At 73.5% G+C, this 17,339-nt stretch carries 16 protein-coding genes; 10 read left to right on the top strand and 6 right to left on the bottom strand.

What is annotated here, in order from left to right:
- Nucleotides 1-27: 27 nt before the first annotated feature.
- From IF30_RS0111885 to manA, 4 genes are all read left to right on the top strand, one after another.
- Complete coding sequence (locus tag IF30_RS0111885; protein ID WP_030236014.1) at nucleotides 28-1,293, top strand: glycoside hydrolase 5 family protein; 1,266 nt, start codon at nucleotides 28-30, stop codon at nucleotides 1,291-1,293.
- A 169-nt stretch (nucleotides 1,294-1,462) separates the two neighbouring features.
- On the top strand, nucleotides 1,463-4,501 hold the full coding sequence (locus IF30_RS0111880) for an alpha-mannosidase (protein WP_030236011.1): 3,039 nt from the start codon (nucleotides 1,463-1,465) through the stop codon (nucleotides 4,499-4,501).
- 127 nt (nucleotides 4,502-4,628) lie between these two features.
- Complete coding sequence (locus tag IF30_RS0111875; protein ID WP_030236009.1) at nucleotides 4,629-5,561, top strand: ROK family protein; 933 nt, start codon at nucleotides 4,629-4,631, stop codon at nucleotides 5,559-5,561.
- An 80-nt stretch (nucleotides 5,562-5,641) separates the two neighbouring features.
- A complete protein-coding gene (gene manA, locus IF30_RS0111870; RefSeq protein ID WP_051710018.1) occupies nucleotides 5,642-6,892 on the top strand; it encodes a mannose-6-phosphate isomerase, class I in 1,251 nt (416 codons plus the stop codon).
- Nucleotides 6,893-7,243: 351 nt separating this feature from the next.
- Here the strand turns inward: manA and IF30_RS47665 are convergent, their stop codons facing one another.
- The 4 genes from IF30_RS47665 to IF30_RS0111845 all read right to left on the bottom strand — a co-directional run bounded on the left by IF30_RS47665 (nucleotide 7,244) and on the right by IF30_RS0111845 (nucleotide 9,980).
- Nucleotides 7,244-7,798 carry an acyl-CoA thioesterase gene (locus IF30_RS47665; protein ID WP_051709959.1) on the bottom strand — a complete coding sequence of 185 codons (555 nt, stop codon included), beginning with the start codon at nucleotides 7,796-7,798 and terminating at the stop codon, nucleotides 7,244-7,246.
- Nucleotides 7,795-8,106, bottom strand: coding sequence for a hypothetical protein (locus IF30_RS47660; RefSeq protein ID WP_030235999.1), 312 nt, complete (start codon nucleotides 8,104-8,106; stop codon nucleotides 7,795-7,797). Before IF30_RS47660 ends, IF30_RS47665 begins: the two co-directional genes overlap by 4 nt.
- A gap of 264 nt (nucleotides 8,107-8,370) precedes the next feature.
- The gene (locus IF30_RS0111855) at nucleotides 8,371-9,336 is read right to left on the bottom strand and encodes a DUF6528 family protein (protein ID WP_158834948.1); all 966 of its coding nucleotides are present in this window, start codon (nucleotides 9,334-9,336) and stop codon (nucleotides 8,371-8,373) included.
- Between the two features lie 152 nt (nucleotides 9,337-9,488).
- Entirely contained in the window at nucleotides 9,489-9,980 is a 492-nt protein-coding gene (locus IF30_RS0111845) for a flavoprotein (RefSeq protein WP_030235993.1), read from the bottom strand.
- Nucleotides 9,981-10,193: 213 nt separating this feature from the next.
- Here IF30_RS0111845 and IF30_RS0111840 point away from each other — a divergent pair, with 213 nt between their 5' ends.
- Together IF30_RS0111840 and IF30_RS0111835 are read left to right on the top strand one after the other, a co-directional pair.
- Nucleotides 10,194-11,435, top strand: a complete 1,242-nt coding sequence (locus IF30_RS0111840; protein ID WP_030235989.1) for a helix-turn-helix domain-containing protein — start codon at nucleotides 10,194-10,196, stop codon at nucleotides 11,433-11,435.
- Nucleotides 11,436-11,450: 15 nt separating this feature from the next.
- Nucleotides 11,451-11,807: a hypothetical protein gene (locus IF30_RS0111835; RefSeq protein WP_030235986.1), complete on the top strand. Its 357-nt coding sequence runs from the start codon at nucleotides 11,451-11,453 to the stop codon at nucleotides 11,805-11,807.
- Nucleotides 11,808-12,071: 264 nt separating this feature from the next.
- On the opposite strand, the gene IF30_RS0111825 is transcribed toward IF30_RS0111835, so the two are convergent.
- Nucleotides 12,072-12,557: a cysteine/serine endopeptidase inhibitor gene (locus IF30_RS0111825; protein WP_051709956.1), complete on the bottom strand. Its 486-nt coding sequence runs from the start codon at nucleotides 12,555-12,557 to the stop codon at nucleotides 12,072-12,074.
- 284 nt (nucleotides 12,558-12,841) lie between these two features.
- Here IF30_RS0111825 and IF30_RS0111820 point away from each other — a divergent pair, with 284 nt between their 5' ends.
- The 3 genes from IF30_RS0111820 to IF30_RS0111810 all read left to right on the top strand — a co-directional run bounded on the left by IF30_RS0111820 (nucleotide 12,842) and on the right by IF30_RS0111810 (nucleotide 14,379).
- The gene (locus IF30_RS0111820) at nucleotides 12,842-13,063 is read left to right on the top strand and encodes a hypothetical protein (RefSeq protein WP_030235981.1); all 222 of its coding nucleotides are present in this window, start codon (nucleotides 12,842-12,844) and stop codon (nucleotides 13,061-13,063) included.
- 237 nt (nucleotides 13,064-13,300) lie between these two features.
- A complete protein-coding gene (locus tag IF30_RS0111815; RefSeq protein ID WP_030235979.1) occupies nucleotides 13,301-13,954 on the top strand; it encodes a 4'-phosphopantetheinyl transferase family protein in 654 nt (217 codons plus the stop codon).
- Nucleotides 13,955-13,995: 41 nt separating this feature from the next.
- Nucleotides 13,996-14,379, top strand: a complete 384-nt coding sequence (locus IF30_RS0111810; protein WP_030235976.1) for a barstar family protein — start codon at nucleotides 13,996-13,998, stop codon at nucleotides 14,377-14,379.
- Nucleotides 14,380-14,419: 40 nt separating this feature from the next.
- Here IF30_RS0111810 and IF30_RS0111805 read toward each other — a convergent pair whose 3' ends face one another.
- On the bottom strand, nucleotides 14,420-15,370 hold the full coding sequence (locus IF30_RS0111805; protein WP_234322681.1) for a polysaccharide deacetylase family protein: 951 nt from the start codon (nucleotides 15,368-15,370) through the stop codon (nucleotides 14,420-14,422).
- A gap of 218 nt (nucleotides 15,371-15,588) precedes the next feature.
- Here IF30_RS0111805 and IF30_RS0111800 point away from each other — a divergent pair, with 218 nt between their 5' ends.
- Nucleotides 15,589-17,244, top strand: coding sequence for a CehA/McbA family metallohydrolase (locus IF30_RS0111800; RefSeq protein WP_199807855.1), 1,656 nt, complete (start codon nucleotides 15,589-15,591; stop codon nucleotides 17,242-17,244).
- Nucleotides 17,245-17,339: the final 95 nt, after the last annotated feature.

The following is a 17,339-nucleotide window of genomic DNA, read 5'->3' as shown; positions in this document are numbered from 1 at the left end:
CCGACACCGTTGAGGAAGCAACCGCCCATGACCGGCACCCCGCAGGCCCCGCGCTTCGGCGTCAACTACACCCCCAGCGTCGGCTGGTTCCACCACTGGCTCGACTTCGACCTCGACGCCGTGCGCGCCGACTTCGACTCCATCGCCGGCCTCGGGCTGGACCACGTCCGGGTCTTCCCGCTCTGGCCGCTCTTCCAGCCCAACCGCACCATGATCCGCCCGCGGGCCGTCGAGCAGCTGGCGGCCCTGGTGGACGCGGCCGGAGAACGCGGGCTGGACGTCGCGGTGGACGGCCTGCAGGGCCACCTGTCGAGCTTCGACTTCCTGCCGTCCTGGACCCGGACCTGGCACCGGCGCAACCTCTTCACCGACCCCGAGATCCTCGACGGCCAGGCCTCCTACCTGCGCACCCTCGCCGAGGCGCTGCGCGAGCGGCCCAACTTCCTCGGGATGACGCTCGGCAACGAGATCAACCAGTTCTCCGGCGACCCGCACCCCGACCCCGACCGGGCCACCCCCGCCGAGGTCCAGGCCTGGCTGCACCGGATGCTCGATGCCTGCGAGACCGGCGCCCCGGGCCGACTCCACCTGCACGCCTCGTACGACGCCGCCTGGTACCTCGACGAGCACCCGTTCACCCCCTGGCACTCGGCGCGGATCGGCGCCGCCACCGCCGTGCACTCCTGGGTGTTCAACGGCACCGCCCAGCGCTACGGCGCCCACTCCACCGCCACCGCGCAGCACGCCGCGTACCTGGTCGAGCTGTCCAAGGCCTGGGCGGACGACCCGGCCCGGCCGGTCTGGCTGCAGGAGGTCGGCGCGCCCGCCCCGCACATCGCCCCCGAGGACGCCGCGCGCTTCACCGGCGCCACCGTCGAGGCCGCGCTGGACTGCCCGGACCTGTGGGGCGTCACCTGGTGGTGCTCCCACGACGTCGACCGCTCGCTCGCCGACTTCCCCGAACTGGAGTACAGCCTCGGCCTGTTGACCACCGACCGCAAGGTCAAACCGGCCGGCGCCCGACTCGCCGAGGCCGCCGCCGAGGCCCGCCGCTCCTGGCAGCCGCCCCCGCCGCGCAGCACCGCCGTGGTGGTCGCCACCGGTGACGAGGTGACGGCCCCCGAGCGGTCGGTCTGCGGCCCCGGCGGCTCGGTGTACGAGGCGTTCATGCGCCTCGCCGAGGCGGGCGCCCGCCCGACCACCGTCCTCGCCGAGCGCGCCGAGGACCGGGCGCACCTGGCCGCACGCGGCATCACCGAGGTGGTCCGACCCGACGACGTATCTTCCCTCTAGTCCGTCTCCGCCCCGCGCTCTCCTCAGGCCTGCACCCTCAGCACCCAGACCGCCGCCACGCCCCCAGCCACGCACCCCTCAGCGCCGCCGCCCCTCAGCCCCGCCGCCCCTCCCCAGACACCCAGACCGCAGCCACGCACCCCTCAGCCACGCAACGGAGCCCGCTGACATGCACGATGACCGCACCCTGGTCGAGTCCCGCCTCAAGCGCGTCCTGGACGAGCGCATCCGCCCGGCCGTGTACCCCGAGTCCGTCCCGCTGGAGGTCGGCATCTGGACGGCCCCCGGCGAGCCCGTCCCCGTCGCCGAGGGACTGGCCGCGCCACGCACCCCCATCGCGGTCGGGGACGCCTGGGGCGCCCCCTGGGGCACCAGTTGGATCACCGTGACCGGTACGGTGCCGCAGGCGTGGGCCGGGCGCACCGTCGAGGCGCTGATCGACCTCGGCTTCGACGCCAACATGCCCGGCTTCCAGTGCGAGGGCCTGGTCTACCGCCCGGACGGCACGCCGGTGAAGGGCCTCAACCCGCAGAACCAGTGGGTGCGGATCGCCTCCCCGGCGGTCGGCGGCGAGCAGGTGCTGCTGCACGTCGAGGCCGCCTCCAACCCGGTCATCCTGGACTACCACCCGTTCCTGCCCACCGAGTTGGGCGACAAGGAGACGGCCGGGGAGCAGCCGCAGTACAAGCTGGCCCGGATGGACCTCGCCGTCTTCGACGAGACCGTCTGGCAGTTGGTGGTGGACCTGGAGGTACTCGGCGAGCTGATGGCCGAGCTGCCGGTGGAGAACGCCCGCCGGTGGGAGGTCCTGCGCGCCGTCGAGCGGGCGCTGGACGCCGTCGACCTTCAGGACGTCAATGCCACGGCGGCGGCCGCCCGTTCGGAGCTGGCGGGGGTGCTGGCCGCGCCCGCCGTGCCGTCCGCGCACCGGATCAGCGCGATCGGTCACGCGCACATCGACTCGGCCTGGCTGTGGCCGCTGCGCGAGACCGTCCGCAAGGTGGCCCGTACCACCGCCAACATGACCGCGCTGCTGGAGGACGAACCGGACTTCCTCTACACCATGTCCCAGGCGCAGCAGTTCGCCTGGATCAAGGAGCACCGCCCCGAGGTGTACGCCAGGGTCCGGAAGGCCGTCGCGGAGGGCCGGTTCGTGCCGGCCGGCGGCATGTGGGTCGAGTCCGACACCAACATGCCGGGTTCGGAGGCGATGGCCCGGCAGTTCGTGCACGGCAAGCGGTTCTTCCTGGACGAGTTCGGGGTGGAGAACCAGGAGGCCTGGCTGCCGGACACCTTCGGCTTCACCGGCGGCCTGCCGCAGATCATCCGCAACGCGGGCTCCAAGTGGCTGCTGACGCAGAAGATCTCGTGGAGCCAGATCAACAAGTTCCCGCACCACACCTTCCTGTGGGAGGGCATCGACGGGACGCGGATCTTCACCCACTTCCCGCCCGTGGACACCTACAACTGCTCCATGAAGGGCAGCGAGATCGCCCACGCGGCAAGGAACTTCAAGGACAAGGGCGCCGCCCGGCACTCGTTGGCGCCGACCGGCTGGGGTGACGGCGGCGGCGGCACCACCCGTGAGATGGTCGCCAAGGCGGCCCGGATGAGGGACCTGGAGGGCTCGGCGACCGTCCGCTGGGAGAAGCCCGCCGAGTTCTTCGCCAAGGCCGAGGCCGAGTACCGGAACCCGCCGGTCTGGGTCGGCGAGCTCTACCTGGAGCTGCACCGGGCCACGCTGACCAGCCAGGCGAAGACCAAGCAGGGCAACCGGCGCAGCGAGAACCTGCTGCGCGAGGCCGAACTCTGGTGCACCACAGCGGCGTTGCGCACCGGAGCGCCGTACCCGTACGAGCAGCTGGACCGGATCTGGAAGACCGTCCTGCTGCACCAGTTCCACGACATCCTGCCCGGCTCGTCCATCGCCTGGGTGCACCGCGAGGCCGAGGCCACGTACGCGGCGCTGGCCGAGGAGCTGGGCGAACTGATCGGGGGCGCGCAGCAGGCCCTCGCCGGGGAGGCCTCGGGCGGGCGCGAACTGGTGTTCAACGCGGCGCCGCACGCGCGTTCGGCGGTGCCGGCGGGCGGGGCCGGCCCGGCCGTCGTCCACGGCTCGGGGTGCGAGGCGGTCGAGCGGCCCGACGGCGGATTCACGCTGCGCAACGGCCTGTTGGAGGTCGTCGTCGACGCCCGGGGCCTGATCGGCTCGGTGGTCGAACTCGCGAGCGGCCGGGAGGCCGTCGCCCCGGGCAGCCGCGCCAACCTGCTGCAGCTGCACCCCGACTTCCCCAACATGTGGGACGCCTGGGACGTCGACCAGTTCTACCGCAACACCGTCACCGACCTGACCGACGTGGACTCGCTCACCGCGGAGTGCGCCGCCGACCGGGCCTCGGTACGGGTCGCCCGCTCCTTCGGCTCCTCCACCGTGGTGCAGACCCTCACCCTGCGGGCCGGCGAGCAGCGCGTCGACATCGACACCGAGGTCGACTGGCACGAGACCGAGAAGTTCCTCAAGGCCGCGTTCCCGCTGGACGTCCACACCGAGCGCTACGCCTCCGAGACCCAGTTCGGCCACCTCTACCGGCCCACCCACACCAACACCAGCTGGGACGCCGCCAAGTTCGAGGCCTGCAACCACCGCTTCGTCCACCTCGACGAGCCCGGTTGGGGCGTCGCCCTGGTCACCGCCTCGACCTACGGCCACGACGTCACCCGCGCCGTCCGCGACGACGGCGGTACCACCACCACGGTCCGCTTCTCGCTGCTGCGCGCCCCGCGGTTCCCCGACCCGAAGACCGACCAGGGCCTGCACCGCTTCCGGCACGCCCTCGTCCCGGGCGCGTCGATCGGCGACGCCGTCCGCGAGGGGTACCGGATCGGGCTGCCCGAGCGGCGGGTCACCGGCAGCGCCGAGCAGGTCGCGCCGCTGGTGGAGCTGGACAACGACGCGCTGGTGGTGAGCGCGGTCAAGCTCGCCGACGACCGCAGCGGGGACCTGGTCGTCCGCGTCTACGAGGCGGGCGGCGGCCGCGCCCGGGGCCGCCTCACCACCTCCTTCCCGCTGGCCGACGCCGTCCCCTGCGACCTGCTGGAGCGGCCCTGGGACGGCACCCGCGGCGAAGTGGCGGTGGAGGACGGCGCGGTGCGCCTCGCGCTGCGGCCGTTCGAGCTGGTCACCCTGCGGCTCAGGGCCGCCCGCTGAGGCGCCCCGCGGCTGACGCCACCCCTGCGGCGCGGCCGCTCCCGCCGACGCGCCCTGCTCTACGCTGTGCGGCGCCCCGGCTGTCACCGGCCGGGGCGCCGCCCCTCCGACCCTCCTGGAGCCCACCGTGCCGTTCACCTCGCTGTTCGCCGCCGTCGACATCGGCGGCACCAAGATCGCCGGGGCCCTGGTCGACGGCGACGGGCGGCTGCGGCACCGGCTCCTCCTGCCCACCCCGGCGACGGAGTCGGGCGCGGCCGTCCTCGCCGTCGTGCACCGGGTGCTGGACCGGCTCGCCGGCACCCCCGACTGGGCCGCCGTGACGGCCGTCGGAATCGGCAGCGCCGGCCCCGTCGACCTCACCGACGGCACCGTCAGCCCGGTCAACATCCCCGGCTGGCGCGGCTTCCCGCTGGTGGCCGAGGTCACCGCGCACCCGGCGGTGGCGGCACGCACGCTGCCCGTCCACCTCGCCGGGGACGGCGTCGCGATGGCCGCCGCCGAGCACTGGCAGGGCGCGGCCCGCGGCGCCGCCAACGCACTCTGCCTGGTGGTGTCGACCGGCGTCGGCGCCGGACTGGTGCTCGACGGCGCGGTGCGCCCCGGCCCCAGCGGCAACGCCGGCCACCTCGGCCACATCACCGTCGACCTGGACGGCGAGGACTGCCCGTGCGGCTCGCGCGGCTGCCTGGAGGGCGTCGCGAGCGGCACCGCGATCGCCCGCCGCGCCCTCGCCGAGGGCTGGCGACCGGACGGCGACGACCGTTCGGCCCGCGCCGTCGCCGCCTCCGCCACGGCGGGCGACCCGCTCGCGCTCGCCTCCTTCGACCGCGCCGCCCAGGCCCTGGCCGCCGGGATCGCCGCGACGGCCGCCCTGGTGGACCTCGACCGGGTCGTCGTCGGGGGCGGCGTGGCCACCGCCGGGGACGTGCTGTTCACCCCGCTCGCCCGTCACCTGGACCGCTACGCCGCCCTCTCCTACCTCCGCGGCCTCGACGTGCGCCGCGCCGAACTCGGCACCGACGCCGGACTGATCGGCGCCGCCGCTCTCTGCCGCTGAACCCCCGGAGCCACCCCGTGCCACCCTCCGCCCGGCCCCCGTCCGCCCGGCCGCCCACCGCGCTGCCGCCCTTCGCACCCCTGCACAACCCGGTCCGCCGGTACGCCTGGGGCTCGACCACCGCCATCCCCCGGCTCACCGGCACCGCGCCAGACGGCACCCCCCAGGCCGAACTGTGGATGGGCGCGCACCCGTCGGCCCCCTCGTCGCTCCCCGGCCCGCACGGCCCGCGCCCACTGGACGAGCTGATCGCCGCCGACCCGGAGGGCCTGCTCGGGCCGGACACCGTACGGCGGTTCGGCCCGGCCCTGCCGTTCCTGTTCAAGGTGCTGGCCGCCGACCGGGCGCTCTCCCTCCAGGTCCACCCGACCCGCGCGCAGGCCGAGGCGGGGTACGCGGCGGAGGAGGCCCGGGGCGTGCCGCCGGACGCACCCGACCGGGTCTTCAAGGACCGCGGGCACAAACCCGAACTCCTCTGCGCCCTGGGAGATTTCGAGGCACTGTGCGGCTTCCGCCCGGCGGCCGGGACGGCCGCGCTGCTGGACGCGCTCGACGTGCCGGCCCTGGCGCCCTGGGCCGCTGCACTGCGATCACGGCCCTCGTCCGAGGTGCTGCCGGAGCTGCTGCGCAGCGCACTGGCGCCCACCCGACCGTCCGCCGGCGAACTCGCCTCCGTCGCCCACGCATTGCAGCGGCTCGCGGCCACCGGGGACACCGGGGACACCGGGGAACCGTATGCCGACGCCTGCGCCGGTTACGCCCGCATCGCCGAGCAGTACCCGGGCGACCCCGGCCTGCTCGCGGCGCTGCTGCTCAACCACGTCCGACTGTCCGCCGGGCAGGCGCTGTACCTGGCCGCCGGCGTGCCCCACGCCTACCTCCGGGGCGTGGGCGTGGAGTTGATGGCGAACTCGGACAACGTCCTGCGCTGCGGGCTCACCCCCAAGCACGTCGACGCGGACGGCCTCCTCGCGGTCACCTCCTTCGGCACCGGAGAACCCGACGTGCTCGCACCGCAGCCGCTCACCAACGGCTTCGAGGAAGAATTCCCCTCCCCGGCCGAGGAGTTCCGGCTCTCGCGACTGCACCCCGCCGACACCGCCACCCGGGTCGACCTCCCCACCCCGCAGATCCTGCTCTGCGTGGCGGGGCACGCCCGACTCCGCTCCCCCGACGGCGCCGGACTCACCCTCACGGCGGGCGCGTCCGCCTACCTGCGCCCGGGCGCCGGGCCGGTCGAGCTGACCGGCCCCGGCGCGGAGCTGTTCCGGGCCACCACCGGGCAGCGGACCGCCCGGACCGGCCCCGAATGGCCGTACAGCGAGTCATAGCCTTCCGGCGGCCCTCCGGTGGCCCGATGGCGGCTCGCGGTCGACAGGCGCAGCGGGACCGGCAGGAGCGGCAGGACAGGCGGGACCGGCGGGACCGGCGGCATCAGCGGGACAGGCTGGACGAGCGGCACCGGCGCGACCGCCAGGGGCGGCGGGACGGGCAACGCTCTGCGCCCGGGGCCGGGGCCGGGGCCGGGAGGGAAGGGGCCGGGTGGTGGGTGGCCGGTTCGGCGAGACGCCGGACCGGCGGATCGACGCCGTTGTCGATCGCACCGCCGGCCCGGGGCGTCGGCCCCGGGAGCGGACCCCGGGTGTCACCCCCGGGAGTCGGGTCGCCGTCGGGGGCCGTGCTCAGCCCGCCGAGGCGTGGCACCGCCTGCGCGGCCGGCGCGCGGAGGGCACGCCGCCGGAGGCGGCCGCCAGACGCTGCGTCGGCGCCGGTGCCGTGGCCGTGGCGGCGGCCAGGGCGGCCTCGGTACGCGCCGCCTCCGGCATGAACGCCGAGAGGAAGTGCCGTTCGTTCGGGGTGAGCGTGCGCGAGCGGCCGGATTCGCGGTCCCGCGCGACCACCACGGTCCGCGCCCGCATAAAGGTGAGCGGATCCCGGCAGACATTCACCTCGACGTGCGCGGAACTCCGTCCGAGCCGTTCCACCGTGAGTCGTACCGACAATGGCTCGGGCCGGTGGTGCAGCTGCTCCAGGTAATCGATTTCGTGCCGCGCGATAATGAATCCGTGCGGGAACAGGGATTCCCGCACGGCGGTCGCGTGGTGGCAGAACAGGTCGTAAATCCCCTCCTGGATGTAGCCGACCAGCCGGGCGTTGTTGATGTGCCCGTTCTCGTCGACGTCGCTCCACCGGGTGGGGCAGGACAGCACGTGCGCGCCCAGGTGCACCGCGCTCACTGCTGCGTCAGCCCGGCGCCGGCCCCGGCGGGGAGCAGGGCACGCTGCAACCTGGCGTAGTAGCCGGAGTGTTCGGCCGCCATCCGGGCCGCGGTCCACCCCTCTTCGGCAGCCTCGGCGGCCGCCTGGACGACCAGGCTGTCGAGCACCGCGTCGACCGAGCGGCACAGTTCGGCGACGGCCGCGAGCCGCTCGGTCACATCGGATCCGCCGGGCGCGTTGCGGGCCGGGAATGCGGACAGCGAGTCGACCGCGAGCTGAAGACCGTCGAGTGTGTTCGGCCGGCCTTCCGACGGGGAATTCCGCATGTTTTTCTCCATGACTCATTCGGCCATTACGGCCAGGTAGCTGGTGTTCGAATACACCGGATCGGTGTCGGCCCCCCGACGCCTTCGACGCTATCCCAGTCGACGGGGGTCGACGGATGGTTTTCGGACCGCGACAGGAAACTGACTACTATTGGAGTAGTTTGGCGGGGTACACAATATGCCCCATCAGCCGGATGATGTCCGCAGTTCGGGTGGTATCGCCGACTCGGGCCCCAAGATCGACTACGCGGCGTCGCAGATCTGCTAATAGCCACTCCACCACCTCGCCTTGTAGAGGTGCGTCCCGCGCAGCGACCGCGTCCCCTCCGGCCGGTGCAGGGTGATCACCGAGGTGCACCAGTCGCACGGACCGGTGTGATCGGGGGCCACGGTGAGCAGCCGGCCGGTGCGGCCGGGCTCGTCGCCGACGCTCTTGACGTCCCGCTCGGCGGCCGGATCGGCCAGCCGGACGACTGCGAAGCGATCGGCCGACGGGTCGTACTGCCAGAGGCCGGTCAGCGTGCTCACCCAGAACCGACCGGGGGCCGCCAGCACCGGCGCCAGGTCGTGGCCGCCACGGTCGGGCAGCGGTGCGCTCCGGACGGCGGCCACGGTCGGCGCGGCCGGGGTGCCACCGACCCGCAGCGCGGTGAGCGCCGAGTCGCCGAGCACCCAGAGCAACCCGGTCCGCCCGTCCCAGTGCACGCCGTGCGCACCCGGCAGCCCGAACTCCGCGTACCCGGCGGCCCGCGGGCCCTGCGAGGCCGCGTACAGCCGGACCCAGCCGCCGGCGCTCGCGGCCACGGCGACATTGCCGTCCGGCAGCAGCTCGATGCTGTGCGGGTTGACGGCCGGCCCCAGGTCCGCCGCCCAGCGCGTCCGCCCGGTGGCGGTCTCCACGACGGCGGCCAGCCCGCCGCCGGCGGCCGTGAGCAGGTACCGGCGGCCCTGCCGGACACGGCTCTTCACCTCGGCCGGGTCGGTCCAGCTGCGGGCGGGCGCCAGATCGGCCAGCTCGGGCACCCGGTCCGCGCTCCAGCTCCAGACGACGGGCAGCGTGTCCGGGCCCCGGTAGGCCGTCAACTCCTCGGCGCTCTGCAGCACCAGCACCCGGCGCGAGGCCTGGTCCACGACGGCGACCTGCCAGCCCGGCGACCGGGCCTGGACAGCGGTCGCGGGCACGCAGAGCAACAGGGCGGCCCCGAGGACCGGCAGCATTCTTCTCAGCACGCCTTCACCGTCCGCGCCGCGGTCCGGATCCGCTCGACGGCGCATCCGAACGGCCGGGGGCCGTCCGGGGGCCGGGCGGCGCGGCCGCCGCCTGCCGGCCGGCCGGCGGTGTGGTACGCGGCGTACCTCGCGCGCACCCGCCCGGTCCCCCGTCAGTCCCGCAACAGGTCCAGCGCCCGGGTCCAGTCGTACGAACCGGGCACGGACTCCGCGACCCGCACCCCCATCCGCCGCAGCTTCGCCAGACTCTCGCCGTAGGCGGGGTGCGCCGCCTGCGCCGTGCTCAGACACGGCTGGACGGCCACCGGGATCCCCCAGCCGTACGACTCGCAGAGGATGCCGAGCGCGAGCGTGTCCGAGATCCCCGAGGCCCACTTGTTGACCGTGTTGAAGGTCGCCGGGGAGACGACGATCGCATCCGGGTCCGGCAACGGCCGAGGATCCCCCGGCTTCCGCCAAGCGGAACGGATCGGATACCCGGTCTGCGCGGCGATGGCGTCGACGTCTACGAACTCCATCGCATGGGGAGTTGCGACCACCCCAACCTCCCACCCCCGCACCTGCGCAGCGGAGATCAGTTCCCCCACCCCACCCGCAACCCCCGCCGCACACACCACGACATACAGCACCGGCTTCCCGGCCATCCCCAGCACTCCCCTCTCAACCCCGCCGACTCACCACAAGATCGGCATGCACCACCTTCCCAAAAGGCTCCACCGCGGCACCCCAACACCCCCGTGTCAGCCCGTGGACCAGCGCCAAGCCCCGATGCCCCTCGTCCCCCTCCCCCGCCACCACCATCACCGGCAGCACCCGCGACGCCGACCGGAACGATGATGTTCGTGGAGCGGGGACGGATGAGCGGCAAGCGTGACCTGTTCGCCCGGAGGCGGCGGGAGTTGGGCTACAGTCAGGAAAAGCTCGCTGCCGATCTTGGAGTGGCCACTTCCACTGTCACCCGCTGGGAGTGTGGCCGTGCCGACCCCCACCCTCAACAGAGGCCGAGGCTCGCAGCGCTCCTCGAGGTCACCGCCCCGGAGCTGGACGGTCTCCTGAATCCGCCGTTCATGGCACCGGTCCACCGGGCGGCCCCTGCGGTCATCGACGAAAGTGACGACATGAAGCGACGCGAGGCCCTCGGGCTCATTGCGGCGACGGCGCTGATCACCTTTCCCTTCGGCGAGGCCGCGGCCGCGCCGGTCGCCTTTGTCCCGTCCGACGATTCCGGAATCCTGGCGAACGCCCACCTATGGCGGACCTTCTCCGCCTCCCGCAACAAGCACGAGGCCTATCCCCTGGTCCGGCACCGGCTCGGGGTTCTCACTGCCGAGCTCAGGTCGGTCACGTCCGAGCGGGCTCGCAACCGGCTGTGCGGGCTGATCGGGGACCTTTACCAGCTCGCCGGAGAAGTCCTCTTCGACTCGAACCGGTACACCGACGCGGCACAGTGCTACACACTCGCGGCTGCTGCCGCACGTGAGGCCGCGCAGTACGACCTCTGGGCCAGCGCGTTGGCCCGGCACGCGTTCGTCGAACTCTCGGAGCGTCGCTACGACTCCGCCGAGGCGATCCTCACGGCAGCCTCCCGAATCGCCCATCGAGGCGACAACCGACTCTCCACTCGTCACTGGGTCGCCGCCGTCCAGGCCCAGGCCTTTGCAGGCCTGGGCCTGCTCCAGGCTTGCGACCGGGCGCTCGCGGAGGCCGAGCAGGTCCGCGGCCTCACCGGCCCAGTCCAGAACGGCGGCTGGCTTCGATTCGACGGCAGTCGTCTGGCCGAGGAGCGCGGAACCTGCTATCTCGTCCTCGGTCGGCCGGATCTCGCCGAGAAGTCGTTGCTCAACGCGCTGAAGACCAGTCACTCGCCCCGACGCAGGGGCTCCGTCCTCGCGGAACTCGCGGTTCTCAGCGCCCACAACGGCGACATCGAGCAGGTCGTCCACTTCGGCTCAGCTTCTCTGGCTCTCGCCGGCGAGACTGGATCCGGCTACATCGCGAAGAAGCTCGGCGGAGTCAGGCCGCATCTCGCACCCCTGCTGAAGGATGACCGGATCGCGGATCTGCACCACCACCTCTCGGCGCTTCAGCACGCCGCGTGACGAAAGGAACTCCACATGACCGAGGACGGCCGGATCTTTCGGGAGGCGTGGATCGCCGGGGTGCGCAAGCACTTCCCCGGCGAGCCGAAGCCCGGTTACATCGCACCGTGGGCCGAGACACCCGACTGGGAACGGGCTTCTGCCGCAGCGGTGTTCACACAGGTCCGCGACTTCGTCGCCGTGAGTGCCGGTGCCACCGCGCGGCTCACCCGCGAGCAGAAGGGCCGCTTCGTCGCCACCTGCTGGATCGCGCAGATCCACAAGCACATCGAGAACCCGAAGCCTGCCTACGTCGCCGACTGGAACGACCTCCCCAAGTGGCAGCAGGAAACCGACGCCGACATCTTCGAGGCCATCGAACGCCGGCTCTGACCGGTTCCGCGTGCCTGCTCCCTGCGTGCGCGCAGGGAGCAGGCACGGCCGCTGCCAGTCCGGTGTGCTCGGCGAACGGTGCTCATCCGCCGGACGGTTTTCCGCCGACCAGGCGCAATTCCGCGAGCTCACCGCCGGTGCCGGGCACGAGCGGTTCGACTTCACCCTGGGACTGTTGCTCGACGGTCTCGCGCACCGCCGCGCGAATTCGTGCCGTTGCCCGCCCCGGGAGATCACGGGGCGGGCAACGGGTTCGCGCGGGTGTCAGCCGATGGTGGAGCCGGCGGTCGGGGCGGAGAGTTCGACGGTCTCGCCCTTGAGGCCCGCCTTGACGAACTGCCAGGTGAGGCCGCTGATGACGCCCTTGCCGAGGGGGGCGAGCTTGGCGAAGGCCGGCTGGCTGAGGTCGATGTGGGTGGAGTCGCAGGAGGGGCACTGGTCCTTCACCGGGACGGTGATGGTCTTGCCCTGGTAGGTGACCTTGACCGAAATTCCCTTGCAGACCGGGTCGTTGTTGGGGTTGGCGGTGGTCCACCAGGTGTGGGAGACGGCGACCAGCATCTGCGAGGAGGCGTTGATCTGTGTGCCGCAGGCGCCGTAGCCCGAGTCGGTGTAGTAGGTCGCCTTGCCGGTCATGGGCTTGTTGATCGGGATCGCGGCGCTGGCGGTGCCGGCGGTGAGGGCGATGAGGGCGGCTGCGGCGAGCGGGGCGCCCGCGAGGATCCTGAGGTTCTTGCCGATGGCGTGCATGGTTCGTTCCCTCCGGTTGCAGTACTGGCCAAAATCTTGCCGATCATGGGCATGACAATCAGAAGTCGCTCCACCTGCATGGCAGTTGGGTGACTAGATGCCCGCCCCTGCGAAGGGAACGTATGCGCTCGTCCTCACCGTGGTCCAGACCTCCACGATGTTGGCATGAACACAAGGCAAGGATCTTTACCAATGCGGCCGAAGGGGCGAAGATGCGTGACCGCTCCGCCACAGAGGGTGTTGACAGGCCGTCACCCGCCATGCCGTCCCGGAGGCTCCGTCACATGCGCACCGTTCTCGCCGCCCTGCTCCTCGGCGCCGCCCTCGCCCCGGCCGCGACCGCCGCGTCGGCCGCCACGGCGTCGCCCGCCGTCACCACCGGCTCGGCGTCGCACCGCGAGGTCAACCAGGGCTACAGCATCCCGGTCGGCGGCGTCACCGACCTCGGCGCGCTGCCCGTCCTCGGCAGCCTCGGGCTGGACTTCGCCCGCCTGCTCGGCCAGTAGAGCCGGTCCCCGGCCGAGTCGGCGGCCGCCTCCGGGCCCCGCGCCGAACCCCGCGCCGAACCAGGAGCCGAACCGCGAGCGGGCTGCGGCCCCCGACGGCAGTCGCCCGGCAGATCCCGGGCAGGTCCCCGGCAGGTCCCCGCCCGCTACCCCCGTTCGCCCCCGAAGATCCCCCCGACCGGGTTACCCTCGTCCCGCGCGGCGACGGCTCCGCGCGGCCGACCGAGGGGGGAACGGGTGATCGGGGACCTGCTGCCGGACGTCGTCGTGACCGAGGTGGCGTACGACGACCCGCCCGGGGCCCGGCTGGAGCCGGAGGAGGAGGCGGTCCTCGCCCGGGCCGTCGAGAAGCGGCGCCGCGAGTTCACCACCGTCCGCCACTGCGCCCGGACCGCCCTCGCTCGGCTCGGCGTCCCCTACCGCCCGCTCGTCCCGGGTCTGCGCGGCGCGCCGAGCTGGCCGGCGGGCGTGGTCGGCAGCCTGACCCACTGCGACGGCTTCCGCGCGGCGGCCGTGGCCCGGGCCGGCACCCTGGCCTCCGTCGGCATCGACGCGGAGCCCGCACTGCCGCTGCCGGAGGGCGTCGCGGACGTCGTCGCGCTGCCCGTCGAGCAGAAGCGGCTCGCCGAGCTGGCGGCCGCGGATCCGGGCACGCCGTGGGACCGTCTCCTGTTCAGCGCCAAGGAGTCGGTGTACAAGGCGTGGTTCCCGCTGACGGGACTCTTCCTGGAGTTCAACGAGGCAGAGCTGGAGTTCTCCCCCGCCGGCTCCTTCACGGCCCGGCTGCTGGTCCCCGGCCCGGTGGTCGGCGGGCGGCGCGTCGAGGGCTTCGAAGGCCGCTGGGCCGTCCGGGAAGGGCTGCTCGCCACCGCGATCGCGGTCGAACCGTGACGCCTCCCCCCGCGCACGGCCCGCGGCATATCCTCGTCCCCGTGACGGTGACCTACGTGATCGACGGCAGCAGGATCGGCACCCTGGAGGACTTCTGGGACGTCGTCGGGCAGGAGATCGGCATCGACGGCTACTTCGGCCGCAACCTCGACGCCTTCGCCGACTGCCTGCGCGGCGGCTACGGCACGCCCGAGGACGAGGCCTGGGTCATCGAGTGGCGCCGCCACGCGGTCTCCCGCCGCAACCTCGGCTACCCGGAGACGGTCCGGCAGCTGGAGCTCCGGCTCGGCCGGTGCCACCCGACCAACCGCGGACACGTCGCCGCCGAGCTGGCGGACGCCCGGGCGGGGAAGGGGCCGACGGTCTTCGACTGGCTGGTCCGGATCATCGAGGAGGAGCACCCGGGGGGCCTCCGCCTGGCGTAGGCGAGCACCCGGAGGGCCCTCCACCCGGCGCCGGCCGGGCCTACATCACGTCCGAGAGCCGGACGAACCGCCGCCCCGCCGCCAGCATCCCCGGCACCGCCGCGGCCACGCCGGGGGCGGTGCCGCCGCCCGGGTGGTTCAGGTGGCCGATCACGATCGCACCCGGCGGCGCCGACGCGACCTCCTGCCGTACCTGGGAGGCGCTGAGGGTCGCCCCGCCGTCCCCGTTGACGGTGAAGCCGGCGACGCGTTCGCCCAGGTCGGCGACCACCCGGGTGGCGATGTCGTCGTAGTGCGCGGTGCCGGAGCGGAAGAAGCGGGGCGGGTGCCCGAGGAGCGCGGCCAGTTTGTGCGCGTTGCCCGCGACCTCGTCGTACACCTCGCCGACGTCGCCCGTGCCGGCGATGCCGTAGGCGGAACGGCCGGTGACCGAGAGCGGGCGGTGGACGGTGCCGTGGTTGCCGATCTCGAACAGCGGGTCGGTGGCGAGCTGCTCGAACTCGTCGGGGTTGGCGTCGATCCAGCGGGCGTTCAGGAACAGCGTCGCGGGGACGCCGTGTGCGCGCAGGAAGTCGATCAGGTCGGCGTCGTAGCCGTTGCCGCCGGGGCCGCCGCAGGCGTCGAAGGTGAGTGCCGTGGCGCCCTCGCCGTCGGGCAGCTCGGTGATCACCCCGGCGACCTCCAGGCCCCAGTCGGCCGGGGCCGCGCCGCCGTACCGTTCCACCACCTCGTCGCGGGTCGGCTCGTGCGGCGGCTGCTTCGGGGGCTCCGGTGCCGCCGGGGCCGCAGCGGCCCCGGCGGGCGGCGCAGACGTGGCGGACGTGGCGGACGCTGCTGGGGCGGTGGACGCGTCGGTTGCCGCGCCCGCCGTCGCCGGTGCGGAGCCTGACGGCGAGGGTGATCCGTCGCCCGGCGACGCCGCCTTGGTCCCGCAACCGGCCAGCGCGCCCCCGGCCACCACCATCAGCAGCGCCCGCCGACTCACCGCCACGCCAGCCTCCCGACCCGTCGCACCACATCGCGTCACATATCAACCGATTACATGACTAATGAACCGGCCATTCGTCACTCCCCGCAACTCGCCCCCGGTCCCGCCCGGCCCCTCTTCACCGACCCGCCCCGCCCCCTTGGGCGCCGACTCACCCCCGGTTCACCCGCCGGGGTAGGCACGCGAGCGAACCGCCCGCCCGCCGCGATCCGGAGACCTCGATGCCGACCGAGCCCAGCACCCCACACCCCGCGACACCTGCCCACGCCGCACCACCCGCCCACCCCGCGCCACCCGCCCACCCCGCTCGCCGCGACCTGCTCCGCACCGGTCTGGCCACCGGCGCCGCCACCGCCCTCGCCCTGGCCGGGTCGACCGGCGAGGCCACCGCGGCTCCCGGCGACCCCCGCGCCGGAACCCCCGCCGGCGCTCCCACCGGCACCCCCGACCTGACCCTCACCCTCACCGGCCATCTGCCCACCGGCGCCCCCGACTTCGTCTACCTGCCGGTCGAAGTCCCCGAGGGCGTCCGGGAGATCACCGTCTCCTACAGCTACGACAAGCCCCCGGTCCCGGCCGGCACCCCCGGCAACTCGTGCGACATCGGGATCTTCGACGAGCGCGGAACGGACCTCAGCGGCCCCGGCTTCCGCGGCTGGTCCGGCGGCTTCCGCACCGAGTTCAGCCTCTCCCGCTCCGCCGCGACCCCCGGCTACCTCCCCGGCCCGATCGGCCCCGGCACCTGGCACGTCGCGCTTGGCCCGTACCAGGTCGCCCCGCAGGGCCTGGACTACCGCGTCCAGGTCACCCTGCGGTTCGGCGCGCCCGGGCCGGAGTTCACCCCGCACTACCCGGCGGAGCGGGCCCGGGGCCGCGGCCGGGCCTGGTACCGGGGCGACTGCCACCTGCACACCGTGCACTCCGACGGGCGGCGCCTGCCCGAGGAGGTCGCAGCCGGTGCCCGCGCGGCCGGACTGGACTTCATCGTCTCCACCGACCACAACACCAGTTCGTCGCACGCCGTCTGGGGCCCGCTGGCCGGCCCCGACCTGCTGATCCTCCCGGGCGAGGAGATCACCACCCGCAACGGCCACTGGCTGGCCCTCGGCCTGGAGGCCGGGCAGTTCGTCGACTGGCGCTACCGCTCGCGCGACGAGGAGTTCCCGCGCTTCGTCCGCCAGGTCCACCGTTCCGGCGGCCTGGTCGTGCCCGCGCACCCGTACTGCCCGTACGTCGCCTGCCAGTGGAAGTTCGGCTACGACCAGGCCGACGCCGTCGAGGTGTGGAACGGCCCCTGGACGTACGACGACGAGTCCGCGGTGGACACTTGGGACGGCCGGCTCGCCGTCGCCCTGCGCGGGGGCCGCTCCTGGCTGACCGCCGTGGGCAACAGCGACGCGCACAGCGAGCCGCAGGCCATCGGCTCCCCGCACAACGTGGTCCTCGCCGAGGACCTCACCCGGGACGCGATCCTCGACGGGCTGCGCGACGGCCGCAGCTGGCTCGCCGAATCCTCCGCCGTCCGGCTGGAGTTCACCGTCACCGGGCACGGCCGCCAGGCGGGCATCGGCGAGGAGCTGACCGTCCCGGCCGACGCGCCGCTGGACGTCCGGCTCGCCGTCTCGGGCGTTCCCGGCGGCACCGTCCGGCTGATCACGGACGAGGGGCAGATGCACCAGGAGGCGCTGTCCGCCGACGGCTCCGGCACGGTGGTGTGGCGCACGACGGCCGCGCTCGCCACGTACGTCCGGGCCGAGGTACGCCACCCGAAGGCGGACGGCACGCCGGGCCGGGGCAACACGATGGGCCCGGACCTTCCCTGGGGCCCGATGGCGGCGCTGACCAACCCGATCGTGCTGCGCGCCGCGGAGCACTAGTAGTACTTCGTTAGGTTGGTTTGATCTTGGTGGCTGTGGCGGTGCATGCTGCGGTTTGTGGATCTTGGTGAGGTGGAGAAGCTTCGCGGTGACCT

Origin of the sequence: Streptomyces sp. NRRL S-350, from assembly GCF_000719705.1 — a bacterium.
Taxonomy (GTDB): Bacteria; Actinomycetota; Actinomycetes; order Streptomycetales; family Streptomycetaceae; genus Kitasatospora.
The sequence above is the reverse complement of the archived record's forward strand: the minus strand, read 5'-3'. Positions and strand labels throughout refer to the sequence as shown.

Coding starts and splice junctions, on each gene's coding strand:
- IF30_RS0111885 (WP_030236014.1), top strand. CDS start 28: ATGACCGGCACCCCGCAGGCCCCGCGCTTCGGCGTCAACTACACCCCC.
- IF30_RS0111880 (WP_030236011.1), top strand. CDS start 1,463: ATGCACGATGACCGCACCCTGGTCGAGTCCCGCCTCAAGCGCGTCCTG.
- IF30_RS47660 (WP_030235999.1), bottom strand. CDS start 8,106: ATGCGGAATTCCCCGTCGGAAGGCCGGCCGAACACACTCGACGGTCTT.
- IF30_RS0111845 (WP_030235993.1), bottom strand. CDS start 9,980: ATGGCCGGGAAGCCGGTGCTGTATGTCGTGGTGTGTGCGGCGGGGGTT.
- IF30_RS0111840 (WP_030235989.1), top strand. CDS start 10,194: ATGAGCGGCAAGCGTGACCTGTTCGCCCGGAGGCGGCGGGAGTTGGGC.
- IF30_RS0111835 (WP_030235986.1), top strand. CDS start 11,451: ATGACCGAGGACGGCCGGATCTTTCGGGAGGCGTGGATCGCCGGGGTG.
- IF30_RS0111825 (WP_051709956.1), bottom strand. CDS start 12,557: ATGCACGCCATCGGCAAGAACCTCAGGATCCTCGCGGGCGCCCCGCTC.
- IF30_RS0111820 (WP_030235981.1), top strand. CDS start 12,842: ATGCGCACCGTTCTCGCCGCCCTGCTCCTCGGCGCCGCCCTCGCCCCG.
- IF30_RS0111800 (WP_199807855.1), top strand. CDS start 15,589: ATGCCGACCGAGCCCAGCACCCCACACCCCGCGACACCTGCCCACGCC.